Genomic DNA, 12,537 nt, shown 5'->3' with positions numbered 1-12,537 from the left:
CCATGTACACAGCATCGTCCTCCGTGTCCGCCCCGCCCCGGTCGCTGCACCCCCGCCCGGGCGCCGGCGGCCCCTACCTCGACCCGGCGCGCCCGGCGGCCGGCCCCGTGCTCGGTGCCGGCAGGCCGCGGCGCGTCCCGGGGCTCGGCACCCAACCGCTCAGCGGGAGACTCGACTTGTCCGGCCCTCAGGGGGCCCAGCTGCGTACGGCGATCGCGTCGGTGCACCGGATCTGTCCGGAGTTCGCTCCGGTGCAGGTGCTACGCCGCAACGGGCGCTCCGTGCTCCTGGTCGGAACGACCGGACGCAGCACGGCCGTAGCGAAGTGTTTACTGGACCACTCCCCCGCCTGGGCCGAGCGGATCCGGCACGAGATAGCGGCGTACCGCTCGTTCGTCCGGCACCGCCCTCCGGTGCGGGTGCCGCGGCTGATCGCGGCGGACCCGGACAACTGCACGCTCGTCATCGAGCGGATGCCCGGCCGGGTGGCGGCGCTGCACCGGCATCCGGCGGAGGCCCCGCCGCGGGCGGACATCAGGGCGGCGCTCGGCGCGATCTGCCGGCTCAACGCCTGGCGGCCCCCGGCGGGCACCTTCGACGCCCCGCTGGACTACGCGGCCCGGATCTCCCGCTACCACGAGCTGGGGCTGCTCACCGACCGGGACATGGGAGACCTCCAGAAGCTGCTGCACGGGATCGCGCACTCGGCGGGCCGGCAGGGGATGGGCCAGTTCTGCCACGGTGACGCCCTGCTGTCCAACATCCTCCTCTCCCCGGCCGGTCCAGTGCTGGTGGACTGGGAGCACGCGGGCTGGTACCTGCCGGGCTACGACCTCGCCACGCTGTGGGCGGTCCTCGCGGACGCGCCCGTGGCCCGGCGGCAGATCAGCCAGATCGCGCAGTCGGCGGGACCGGCGTCGCGGGACGCGTTCCTGGTGAACCTGATGCTGGTGCTGACCCGGGAGATCCGTACCTACGAGATGGCCGTGCAGCGTTCGATGCGCGACACGACCCCGGCGGCACCGGGGGCTGCCCACCCGGGTGCCGCGCCGTCCGGCGAGGAACAGCGGCTGCTGCTGCGGCGGCTGCACGACGACTGCCAGCTGGCCCGACGGGCCGTGCGTGCGGCGGTCGGCACTCGCTGACGGGGACGAAGGTCCGCGGGGCGCCCCGAAGCGGCGCACCGCGGACCTTCGCGCGTCCCCCTCCCCCTGAGCACGCGACCACCGGACTCACTCATTGGTGTAGTCCACTGACGCCCCGCAGGCCCGAAAGCCGCCGCCACGAAACTCCACGCGTCCCCTGTTGACAAGGGAATTCGCCTCCCTCTGGGCATGATTGACGGATCGTCGGCCAGCCGGTACCACTGACGCACGCCCGGCCCCGAACGGATCGTCACACCCCACCGTCCCAGGAGGCTGCATTGCGAGGATCCTCGACCGACCCCACCCGCGCTCCCGGGCACAGACGCGCGCGCACCACCGCCGGCGCGCTCGCCACCGCCGCCCTGCTGCTGCCCCTGCTGGGCGCGGCCCCCGCCCCGGACGCCACCGGCTCCGCCGCCTCGACCCTCCAGCGCGCCTTCGCCTCGGCGTCCGCCGAGTACCACGTGCCGCAGACCGTGCTGCTCGCCGTCTCCTATCTCCAGTCCCGCTGGGACACCCACGGCGGAGCGCCGAGCGTGACCGGCGGCTACGGCCCGATGCACCTCACGGACGCGCGCACCGCGCTCGCCACCACGGAGCACCTGAGCGAAGGCACCGAGGACGCCCGCGGCGACGGCGCCCGCCCGGCCCTGCACCCCCGGGTGAAGATCCCTACGAACTCCCAACTCCCGGCCCGGCTACGGACGTTGACGAAGGCGGCCGAGCTGACCGGACTTCCGGCGGCCGAACTCCGCGGCGACGAGAGCGCGAACGTCGCGGGCGGTGCCGCCCTGCTGGCCGACGCGCAGCAGGGCCTGGGCGAGCCGCTGAGCACCGACCCCGCCCAGTGGTACGGCGCGATCGCGCGCTTCTCCGGCGCGGACGACAGCGCGACGGCAGCCGCCTATGCCAACGATGTCTTCGACGTCATCCACTCCGGCGAGGAGCGCACCACGGACGCCGGGCAGCGGGTCGCCCTGGCCGCACAGCCCGAACTCGCCCCCGACACCGCGCAGTTGGCAAAGACCGGGCTGCGTGCCATGTCGGCCGACGGCACGGAGTGCCCGAAGAAGGTGTCCTGCGAGTGGATCCCGGCGCCGTACGCCCAGTTCGGGGACAACGACTACGGCAACCACGACCTGGGCGACCGGCCCGCGTCGCAGAGCATCAAGTACATCGTCATCCATGACACGGAAGGCCAGTGGGAGGGTGTCCTGAACCTGGTCCAGGACCCCACCTATGTGTCGTGGAACTACACGATCCGCTCCAGCGACGGTCTGATCGCCCAGCATGTGAAGGCCAAGGACGTGGCCTGGCACGCGGGCAACTGGTACATCAACGCCAAGTCGATCGGCATCGAGCACGAGGGCTTCCTCGCCGCGCCGGACGCCTGGTACACGGAGGCGATGTACCGTTCGTCGGCCCGTCTGGTGAAGTACCTGACGACGAAGTACGGCATCCCGCTGGACCGGCAGCACATCCTCGGCCACGACAACGTGCCGGGGCCGACCACCTCCAACATCCCCGGGATGCACACGGACCCGGGCCCGTTCTGGGACTGGGCGCACTACTTCGCCCTGCTCGGCCACCCGTTCCGGCAGACCGCGAAGAAGGGCGGCGGCCTGGTCACGGTCCTCCCCGACTACACCGCCAACCAGCCGGTGTACACGGGCTGCGTCACCGCGGGCCAGCCGTGCGCGGCGCACGGTTCGAGCGAGGTGCGGCTGTACTCCGGGCCCGGCGAGAGCTACCCGCTGATCAAGGACGTCGGCCTCGGGACGACCCCGACCACCGGCGTCAACGACCTCTCCTCGCGGGTGTCCACCGGCCAGCAGTACGCGGTGGCGGACCGTTCCGGCGACTGGACCGCGATCTGGTACCTGGGCCAGGAGGCCTGGTTCAAGAACCCGAGGAAGCACCCGACGGCGGTCCCGGCGGCGGGCTGGGTGATCACGCCGAAGGCCGGTCTCGACAGCGTCCCGGTCTACGGCCGCGCCTACCCGGAGGCCTCGGCCTATCCGGCGGGCGTGCCCGTCCAGGCGGTGTCCCCGCTGCCGTACACACTGCCCAAGGGCCAGAAGTACGTGGTCGGCGGCAAGGTGCCCGGTGAGTACTACTACGCGGTCACCTTCGCCACCGACACGCACAAGGTCGTCGTAGGAAAGGATCTCTACTACGAGATCCAGTACGGGCACCGCGTGGAGTTCGTGCGGGCCGCCGATGTGACGGTGGCGCGGTCGGGCCGGTAGCCGGGCCTCAGCCCTGCTGGAAGAGTTCCGCCGGGAGCGGTTTCAGCAGGGCGTAGAGGTCGTCGGTGATGGGGCGGTCCCAGGCGGCGATGGTGACCAGGACGTTGTCGCTGCGGTCGAACTGGACGCAGGAGATCCGGCTCTCGGAGAGCTTGAGGCGGCGCACGATCAGCAGGTTGTCGCCCTGCATCACCGGCATGTCCTCGGTGCCGACGACGGTCACCTCCTCGTCGTTCTCCAGCGCGAGGAGCAGTTGCGCGACCTCGAAGGGGACCTCGTCCTCGGCCACGTCACGGGCCGGGGAGCCCTCCGGGAGGTTTCCGATGACCATCGCGGGGCCCCGGCCCCCGAACAGGTCGTACCGCAGGAACACGCCCTGGCAGGTGCCGTCGGGGGCGGGCAGCAGACCGGCGCCGAGGTTGCCGGGCCAGTCGCCCGGGTCCATGGCCAGCACATCGAATTCGGGGCCGGCAGGGGTGGCGCTGCGGCGGCGGAGGAACGACATGGGGCCATGGTACGGGGTGCCGTCCGGCGGTGGAGCCGTGGTGGGTGCGTCGTTCAGTGCGGGTGGGGGGCTGGGCGCGCCCACGCGGCGGAGCCGCATGTCGACACGGCCCCGCGCCCCTAGGGGGTTCGAGCCCGCGCCTGTTTGATCAGTGCCGTTGCCAGGCCTGTGCGGTCCGTGCCCAGTTTCTGGTAGGCCGCCGAGAGCAGCCGTACCGCCGTCTGTTCGTCCGTGTCGAGTTCTACGGCGATCTCCTGGTCGGTGCTGCCGTGCGCGGCCAGGGTCGCGGCCGTGCGTTCGTCGGTGGTGAGGGTGTCGGTCTCGGTGCTGTGGAGGCGGCGGGGGCGCAGGCCGGCGGCGGCCAGTTCGGCGCGGGTGGTGTCGGCGAGGCCGTCCGCGCCGCACTGGACGGCTGTGTCGAGGCCTCGGTAGAGGTATTCGGCGGCCTCCGCGGAGCGGCCGGTGCGGCGGAGTTCGGTGCCGAGGGCGACCAGGGCGCACGCCAACTCGTAGGCGGCCGGGGAGCGTTCGAGGTGCGTGACGGACTCCTCCAGGAGCTTGGCCCGGTCCGCGCCGGAGGAGACCTCGGCGGCGACGCGCAGCGCCTGGCCGATGGCGGAGGGGGTGCCGAACAGGCGGGCGCGGGCGACCGCTTCGTGCGCGGTGGCGATTGCCCGTTCGGGGGTGTCGTGGCGCTCGGCGCGGGCCAGGTGGAGCTGCCAGGGGCACCACGCGGGGTTGCGGATGCCGCGCGGGTCGAGGCGGCGGCCCGCCGCGGACAGTTCCTCGGCCGCTTGCTGGGTGAGGCCGCGTGCCAGCAGCAGTTCGCCGTACACGGTCTGGGCGTCCGGGAAGACGACGGCGGCCGGGAAGGGTTCCGCGAACGCGTGGTCCTCGGCGAGCCGGGCCGCCTCGGCGACCCGGCCGCGGGCGAGCAGGACCTCGATGAGGATGCCGGTGCCGTACCAGTAGACGGGGGTGCCGGGGCCGACCCGCTCGGCGAGGCGCAGGCCCGCGCGGGCGAAGTCCTCGGCCTCGGCGAGCCGGCCGCGCCGGTAGCGGAGGTAGCCGAGGAGGGTGTAGCCGAAGGCCAAGTGGGCGCCGCGCCAGCCCTGTTGCTCGAAGTCGGCGATGCCGGTGGCGAAGAGTTCCTCGGCCCGGCCGGGCCGGTCGCAGTACATGTGGGCGAGGGCCACCAGGACCGGTACTTCGAAGCCGCGGTCGGCCTCCGCCCAGCCGAGTCCGCCTTCGAGCGCGCGCTCGGCGTGCTGGAGGGCCACCTGCGCGGGTTCGCCGCGCAGTACGGCGTCCCAGGTGCGCAGGCCGATGATGTACCGCTCGGTGAGGTCGCGGCCCTTGAGGCGGTCGGCGAGTTTGGTGAGCCGGCGGGAGCGCGAGGGGTGGTCGGGTTCGTCGGCGCGGAAGGCGTCCCACATGAACTGCTCGGAGAGCATGCGGAGTTTGACCCGGGCGTCGTCGGTGACACGGATCTCGCGGGCGAGGGTGTCGGAGGCCTCGGCGAGGCGGTCGCTGTGGGCGAGGACCTGGGAGAGCCGGTAGACGATGTTCTGCCGCAGGCCCGCGTCGCTGATCGGCTCTTCGAGCGCGGCCCGCAGATGGTTGACGGTGGTCGCCGGTTCGGTGAGGAGGGAGGCGCTGCCCAGTTCGTAGAGGACGGCGGCCCGGTCGTCGAAGGGCGGGGGTTCGCGCAGGGCGCGGGCGAGGTAGCTGCGGGCCGTGTCGGGGGCGCCCGCGCGCAGGGTCTCGCCCGCTGCCGCGCGGAGCTGCTGGACGACCCAGTTGTCGCCGTCGGGGTGGGTCTCCATGAGGTGGCGGGCGGCGGCGGAGGGACCCTGTCCGTCGTTGATGACGCACCAGGCGGCCTGGCCGTGCAGGGCCACGCGGACGCTCGGCTGGATGGCCCGGTAGACGGCGGTGGCGATGAGCGGGTGGACGAATTCGAGGGTGCCCGCGACGGTCGGCGTGCCGGTGAGGATGCGGGCGCCGCGCAGCGCGTCGGCGGCGTCGGCGGCCTCCTCGTGGCCGAGTCCGGCGACGGCGGCGGCGAGCGCGGGACGGGTCTCGGTGCCGAGGACCGCGCAGGCCCAGGCGAAGCGGACGGTCGAGGTGCCGAGGCGTTCGAGACGGCTGATGAGTCCGCTGCCCTTGACGGCGGCGGCGAGATCGCGCAGCAGGTGGGCGCCGGACTCGGTGGGGGTCAGGCCCCGGTCGTGGATCTTGGCGGTGAGTTCCACGGTCTCGAACGGGTTGCCGGCGGTGACCACCCAGCACTCCCGGCAGAACACGTCGTCGGCGCGCTCGCCGAGCGTCTCGCGCACCAGGCCCGCGACGGCGTCCGCGCTGAGCGGTTCCAGGTCGAGGGGACGGCCGCCGGCCCGGCCGGGCAGTCCCCTGAACGACTCGGCGTGGTCGGGGAGTTCGTCTGGCCGGTAGGCGACGACGACCAGCAGCGGGAGTTGTTCGGCGCGGGGTGCGAACGCGGCCAGCCAGCCCAGGGATTCGGGGTCGGCCCAGTGCGCGTCGTCGAGGACCAGGACCATCGGGGCCCGCTTCACCGCGAGGTGGGTGAGCACCCAGTCGAGGCCGTCGCGCAGGCCCTGCTGGTCGGGCGGGGAGCCTTCGGTGGGGGCGCGCAGCCCGAGGGCGGGGCCGACGATGTCGTACCAACTCCCCAGCGCGGCGCGGAGATCGGCGTCGGCGGAGCCGGCGAACTGCGGTTGCAGCAGCTGGCGGGCGACGTGGAAGGCGACGCGCTGTTCCTGGTCGCCGCCGCGCGCGGAGAGCACGGTGCAGCCCTGCGCGGCGGCACGGCGGCGCACCTCGGTGAGGAGGGTGGTCTTGCCGATGCCGGCCCGTCCCGCGAAGGCGAGCAGGGCACCGCGAGGCCGGTGTCCCGGCTCGGCGCCGTCCGTGCGCAGGCCGGTGAGTTCGCCCAACGCCTCGTCGACGGCGGTGAGTTCACCCTCCCGTTCGAAGAGCGTCCGGTTGCCGCGCGCGCTCCGCTGTCCCATCCCATACCCCCTGCCACGGTGGTGCGTCCGCGCGGGGAGCGAACGCGTACCGTGAGCTACAGGGACCTCAGCGTACGCTCTTCGGGGGTTCCGCGACCCGGTTGTCGGAGAAGGCGTACCGACCGGTTTCCGGTGGACGGGCCTCATTCCTCCAGGGCGGTGGGCGGTACCACGGCGACGGGGCTCGCCGCGTGCAGCAGCACCGCCTGGGTGACCGAGCCGATCAGCCGGGCCGGGGAGAGCAGGCGCCTGCGGTGGCGGCCCACGACGACGAGGTCCGCGCCGCCGGAGGCGGCGACGAGGTGGCCGGCCGCGTCACCCGGCGCGACGTACGGTTCGACGCTGACGTCCGGGTGGTCCTCGCGGTGCGGGGCGAGGAGGGATTCGGTGAGGACGCGGGTCTCGTCCTCGATCGCGTCCGGGTCGAGGACCGGCGGCACGAGTTCTCCCACCGCCGCCCAGGCCTGCGGCGGCCACGGGTAGGCGGCGACGACCTGGAGCCGGGCGCCGCGCAGCGCGGCCTCCGCGAAGGCGAAGGCGAGGGTGGTGTCGTCGGGGCTGTCGACGTGCAGGCCGACGACGACCCGGGGTCCGGGCCCGGCGGAAATCTCCCCGTGGACCTCGCGTCCGGGCCGGGGCACGACCACGACGGGGCAGTCGGCGTCCCGGGCCGCGGCCATGCCGTTGGAGCCGAGCAGCAGGCTCGCGAAGCCGCCGCGGCCTCGCGAGCCGAGGACCAACAGCTGTGCGCCCGCGCCGAGTTCGGGCAGTACGGCACCCGGCGCGCCCTGCACCCCGAGGTACTCCATGGCGGGCCGCTCGGGGCGCCCGTCGAGGCGGGCGCGGACCTGGGCGAGCACGTGGTCGTCCTCGTCCCGTTCCGGTGGTCCGGCGACCAGGGCGCCGGGCGGTGTCCAGGCGGCGGCGTACTGCCGGACGTGGACGACCCGCAGCGGCGCGGCGCGCCGGCGGGCGGCGTCGAGGGCCCAGTCCAGGGCGCGCAGGCTGTCGTCCGAACCGTCGACCGCCGCGATGACCGGCGGGATGCTCTTGGGGGCGCTCATGGGGGTTCCTCACCTCCGGAGTGTCGGGACCTTCCCCTCCGGGGCCAGCCTGGCTCAGGCGCCGGCTCCGGAAGGGGTCTCAAGGTCGCGTGTCCGGAAAATCAGGCGGAACGCCCTTCACGTCAGGTCGAACTCCCCTTCCCGTGCCCCCGACACGAACGCGCCCCATTCCGCGGGTGTGAAGATCAAGGAAGGGCTTTCCGGGCGGCCACTGTTGCGCATCGCGATGAATCCCTCGACAAAGGCGATCTGGACATCCCCCAGTCCACGGCTGCCTGAATGCCACTCGGCGTCACTGAGGTCCAGCTCCGGCTTGTCCCAGCCCGCGAGCGGGTGCTGCTGGATGGTGCTCTCGGCCACGTCCGTGCTCCTCCCGGTTCGTCGTCCGCGGCCAGCCTAGCGATCGGTTTCTGATGCCGACAGGCCACGTGAGGGGGACCTTTCAGGAGGTGGGGGGTTCACTGCCCACGAGCCACATCGAGAAGAACTGGGAGCCGCCGCCATAGGCGTGTCCGAGCACCCGCCGGGCCCCTTCCACCTGGTGTTCTCCGGCCTGGCCGCGCACCTGGAGGGCGGCCTCCGCGAAGCGGATCATGCCGGAGGCGCCGATCGGATTGGTCGAGAGCACCCCTCCTGACATGTTCACGGGAAGGTCGCCGTCCAGTTCGGTCACCCCCGATTCCGTGAGCTTCCAACCTTCTCCCTCCTCGGCGAATCCGAGGTTCTCCAGCCACATCGGCTCGTACCACGAGAACGGCACGTACATCTCCACGGCGTCGATCTCCCGGCGCGGATCGGCGATGCCCGCCTGCCGGTACACGTCGGCCGCGCAGTCCTTGCCGGCCTGCGGTGACACACAGTCCTTGCCGGCGAACAGGGTGGGTTCGCTGCGCATCGCGCCCCCGTGCATCCAGGCCGCCGGACGCGGCGCGCGGGCCGCGCCCGCCCGGTCGGTGAGGACCATCGCGCAGGCGCCGTCCGAGGAGGGGCAGGTCTCCGAGTAGCGGATCGGGTCCCACAGCATCGGCGAGGCCTGGACCTTCTCCAGCGTGATGTCGTGCTCGTGGAGATGGGCGTACGGGTTCTTCAGCGCGTTGCGCCGGTCCTTGTACGCCACCAGGGAGCCCACCGTGTCGGGTGCTCCGGTGCGCCGCATGTAGGCGCGCACATGGGGGGCGAAGAAGCCGCCCGCGCCCGCGAGCAGCGGCTGCTGGAAGGGGATCGGCAGGGACAGTCCCCACATGGCGTTCGACTCGGACTGCTTCTCGAAGGCGAGGGTGAGGACCGTGCCGTGCACGCGGGCCGCGACTAGGTTCGCGGCGACCAGCGCGGTCGAGCCGCCCACCGATCCGGCGGTGTGCACCCGCAGCATGGGCTTGCCCACGGCCCCCAGCGCGTCGGCGAGGTACAGCTCGGGCATCATGACGCCCTCGAAGAAGTCGGGCGCCTTCCCGATGACCACGGCGTCGATGTCGGCCCACGTCAGCTCGGCGTCGTCCAGCGCCCGCCGGGCCGCCTCCCGCACCAGCCCCGCGATCGACACGTCCCTCCGCGCGGCGACGTGCTTGGTCTGGCCGACCCCTACGACGGCCACGGGCTCCTTGCTCATCGCGGATCCCCTTCGAGTACGGCGACCAGGTTCTGTTGCAGACAGGGACCGGAGGTGGCGTGGGCGAGGGCCCGGTCGGACTCGCCCCGGTGGATACGGGCGGCGGCCTCGCCGATGCGGATCAGCCCGGCGGCCATGACGGGGTTCGCGGCGAGGGCTCCCCCGGACGGATTGACGCGCACCTCGTCCCCCAGCCGCAGCGCCTTGCGCAGGACGACCTCCTGCGCGGTGAACGGCGCGTGCAACTCGGCGGTGTCCACGGGCCGTTCGAACGCCCCGGCCCGCTCGGCGGCGAGCCGCGCGGACGGCGAGTCGGTCAACTCCCGTACGCCCAGGCCGTGTGCCTCGATGCGGTGGTCGATCCCCCTGATCCAGGCGGGCCGTTCGCACAGTTCGCGGGCCCGGTCCCCGGCCGCGAGGATCACGGCGGCGGCCCCGTCCCCGCTCGGCGGACAGTCACCGGTCCGCAGCGGCCGTACGACGTACTCCCCCTGCGGTACCGAACCGCGCACCTGGGCATGGGAGTTGGCGCTCGCGTCGGTGCGGCTGCGGGCGGCCACGGCGGCGAGCGCGGGCTCGTCGGTGTCGCCCGCGTCGATGAGGGCCTGAGCCTGGAGGGCGGCCAGGGCGACGGAGTCCGGCCACAGCGGGGCGACGTAGTACGGGTCGAGCTGCCGGGTCAGGACATCCCGTACGGAGCCGGGGGACGACTTGCCGTACGAGTAGACGAGGGCGGTGTCGGCGTCGCCGGTGAGGAGTTTGGTCCAGGCCTCGTAGAGCGCCCAGGCGCCGTCCATCTCCACGTGGGACTCGGAGATCGGCGGCCAGGCGCCGACGCCGTCGAGCGCGAGGGTGAAGGAGAAGGCGCGGCCGGCGAGGTAGTCGCTGGAGCCGGAGCAGGTGAAGTCGATGTCGGCGGTCTTGAGGCCGGTCTGTTCGAGGACGTCGTGCAGCACCGGCATCAGCATCTCCACCTCGGACTGTTCCTCGGTGGTGCGCCGGTGGTCGGTCTGCGCGAAGGCGACGACGGCGATCTCACGGGTCGCGGCGGCTCCAGGCATCACAGCAGCTCCTTGTAGGCGTCGTAGTCCGCGTCGGGCTCGCCGGTCGGCCGGTAGTGGTCCGGGTAGCGGCCCCCTTCGCTCCACACCGCCTCGACCCGCAGCCCCATGCGCACCTGGTCGTACGGAATGCCGCCGATCCGTCCGTGCAGCGCGAGGTCGGCGCCGTCGAGGGCGATGTGCGCGTAGACGTACGGCACCTCGATGTCGAGGTTCTTCGCCTTGATGTTGACGATGCAGAACGTGGTGACCGTGCCGCGCGGACCCACCTCGACGTGTTCGGAGGTGGCGACCCCACAGGTGGGGCACGCGCCCCGGGGCGGGACGTACACCTTCCGGCAGGAGGGGCAGCGTTCGCCGACGGTGCGCCGCTCGGACAGCGCGTGGATGTAGTCGGTCTGGGCGCGGCCGGGCGAGTAGACGTAGTCGAGGCGGGCGGCGGCCACGATGCCGGTGACCATGTTCTCGAACTCGCCCGTGTGATCGGCGGGTTGACGCGTCCCGTCGCCCTCGCCCTCGTACGGCTCGAAGCAGGCGATGTCGGTGATGGCGCCGGTGCGTTCGGCGGCCCAGCGGACCCGGACGCGCATTCCGGTGCGGACGGCGTCGGGGCCGGGGGCGTCGAGCGCGTGCAGCAGGGCGGTGTCGGCGCCGTCGAGGCGGACCAGGACCCAGGCGAAGGGGGTGTCGAGGGGCTGACCCCGGCGGGGTTCGTGGTTCCAGGCCCAGGTGGTGACGGTGCCGGTGGGGGCGACCTCGACCAGGTCGCGGATCTCCTCGGCGGTGACGGGGTCGTACTCGACGGGCGGTACGAGGGTGCGGCCGTCGCCGGTCCGCACCCCGAGGACGACCCGTTCACGCAGGCCGGTGAGGAAGGCGCTCTGGACCGGGCCGAGGGAGCGGGTGAAGGGGAATTCGAGGACGAGCGGGGCTTTGAGGACGTCGGGCATGAGGGGCTGCCTCCTTGCGAGGGTCAGGCGCGCTTGTAGACGGGCGGTCGCTTCTCCGCGAAGGCGCGGGCGCCCTCTTTGGCGTCGGCGGTGTCGAACACCGGCCAGCCGCGCTTGAGTTCGGCGGCCAGCCCGTCGGTCTCGGTCTGCTCGGCGGTCTCGTACACCGACGCCTTGACCGCCTCGACGGCCAACGGGCCGCAGGAGTTGATGAGTTCGGCGATCTCCAGGGCCTTGGCGAGGGCGTCGCCGTCGGGGACGACATGTCCGACCAGGCCGATGTCCGCCGCCTCCCGCGCGCTGTAGGGGCGGCCGGTGAGCAGCATCTCCAGGGCGTGGGTGCGTGGAATCTGCCGCTGGAGACGGACGGTCGAGCCGCCGATCGGGAAGAGCCCGCGCCGGACCTCGAACAGCCCGAAGGTCGCGGACTCGGCGGCCACCCGGATGTCGGTGCCCTGGAGGATCTCCGTGCCGCCGGCCACGCAGTGGCCCTCGACGGCGGCGATCACCGGTTTGCGGGGCCGGTGATGGCGCAGCATCGCCTTCCAGTGCAGATCCGGGTCGGCCTTGAGCCGGTCCCGGTACTGCTGCCCCTCCATGCCTTTGCCGGCCAGCGCCTTGAGGTCCATTCCGGCGCAGAACGCGCCGCCCGCCCCGGTCAGCACGATCGAACGGATCGCGTCGTCCGCGTCGGCCTCGATCCACCCGTCGTAGAGCCCGACCAGCATCGGCAGCGAGAGCGCGTTCTTCGCCTCGGGCCTGTTGAGCGTGAGCACCAGTGTGGCGCTCTCGCGCCGCACGGTCAGGTGTTCCGTACCGCTCATGGTCGTCCTCCCGTCGCCGTACCGCCTCCGGAACGAGAACAGGTTGCAGGAGGTGCCCTGCCAGTACAAGAGGTTTCTGACACTCAGTCAGATTTCTT

The 12,537-nt window shown here is 72.7% G+C and carries 10 protein-coding genes; 2 read left to right on the top strand and 8 right to left on the bottom strand.

Annotation, left to right across the window (positions count from 1 at the left end; translation table 11 throughout):
- Positions 1 to 2 precede the first annotated feature (2 nt).
- Positions 3 to 1,145: an aminoglycoside phosphotransferase family protein gene (locus tag ACIQPR_RS20635; RefSeq protein WP_403650317.1), complete on the top strand. Its 1,143-nt coding sequence runs from the start codon at positions 3 to 5 to the stop codon at positions 1,143 to 1,145.
- Positions 1,146 to 1,423: 278 nt separating this feature from the next.
- A complete protein-coding gene (locus ACIQPR_RS20630; RefSeq protein WP_403650315.1) occupies positions 1,424 to 3,394 on the top strand; it encodes an N-acetylmuramoyl-L-alanine amidase in 1,971 nt (656 codons plus the stop codon).
- A 7-nt stretch (positions 3,395 to 3,401) separates the two neighbouring features.
- Here ACIQPR_RS20630 and ACIQPR_RS20625 read toward each other — a convergent pair whose 3' ends face one another.
- From ACIQPR_RS20625 to ACIQPR_RS20590, 8 genes are all read right to left on the bottom strand, one after another.
- Positions 3,402 to 3,899 carry a hypothetical protein gene (locus tag ACIQPR_RS20625; RefSeq protein ID WP_019069079.1) on the bottom strand — a complete coding sequence of 166 codons (498 nt, stop codon included), beginning with the start codon at positions 3,897 to 3,899 and terminating at the stop codon, positions 3,402 to 3,404.
- Between the two features lie 119 nt (positions 3,900 to 4,018).
- Positions 4,019 to 6,931 (bottom strand): ATP-binding protein, encoded by a 2,913-nt coding sequence (locus ACIQPR_RS20620; protein ID WP_403650312.1) that lies wholly within the window; start codon positions 6,929 to 6,931, stop codon positions 4,019 to 4,021.
- A 143-nt stretch (positions 6,932 to 7,074) separates the two neighbouring features.
- Positions 7,075 to 7,995, bottom strand: coding sequence for a universal stress protein (locus ACIQPR_RS20615; protein ID WP_403650310.1), 921 nt, complete (start codon positions 7,993 to 7,995; stop codon positions 7,075 to 7,077).
- Positions 7,996 to 8,112: 117 nt separating this feature from the next.
- Positions 8,113 to 8,355: a DUF397 domain-containing protein gene (locus ACIQPR_RS20610; RefSeq protein ID WP_019069076.1), complete on the bottom strand. Its 243-nt coding sequence runs from the start codon at positions 8,353 to 8,355 to the stop codon at positions 8,113 to 8,115.
- A gap of 82 nt (positions 8,356 to 8,437) precedes the next feature.
- Positions 8,438 to 9,604 carry a thiolase domain-containing protein gene (locus tag ACIQPR_RS20605; protein ID WP_403650307.1) on the bottom strand — a complete coding sequence of 389 codons (1,167 nt, stop codon included), beginning with the start codon at positions 9,602 to 9,604 and terminating at the stop codon, positions 8,438 to 8,440.
- Positions 9,601 to 10,665, bottom strand: a complete 1,065-nt coding sequence (locus ACIQPR_RS20600) for a thiolase domain-containing protein (protein WP_403650305.1) — start codon at positions 10,663 to 10,665, stop codon at positions 9,601 to 9,603. Before ACIQPR_RS20600 ends, ACIQPR_RS20605 begins: the two co-directional genes overlap by 4 nt.
- On the bottom strand, positions 10,665 to 11,615 hold the full coding sequence (locus tag ACIQPR_RS20595; protein WP_403650303.1) for a Zn-ribbon domain-containing OB-fold protein: 951 nt from the start codon (positions 11,613 to 11,615) through the stop codon (positions 10,665 to 10,667). Before ACIQPR_RS20595 ends, ACIQPR_RS20600 begins: the two co-directional genes overlap by 1 nt.
- A 23-nt stretch (positions 11,616 to 11,638) precedes the next feature.
- Positions 11,639 to 12,439 carry a crotonase/enoyl-CoA hydratase family protein gene (locus ACIQPR_RS20590; RefSeq protein ID WP_403650302.1) on the bottom strand — a complete coding sequence of 267 codons (801 nt, stop codon included), beginning with the start codon at positions 12,437 to 12,439 and terminating at the stop codon, positions 11,639 to 11,641.
- Between the last annotated feature and the right edge of the window lie 98 nt (positions 12,440 to 12,537).

It is taken from the genome of Streptomyces sp. NPDC091280 (assembly GCF_044768565.1).
Classification (GTDB): Bacteria; Actinomycetota; Actinomycetes; order Streptomycetales; family Streptomycetaceae; genus Streptomyces.
This window is presented reverse-complemented; position numbering and strand designations above follow the sequence as displayed.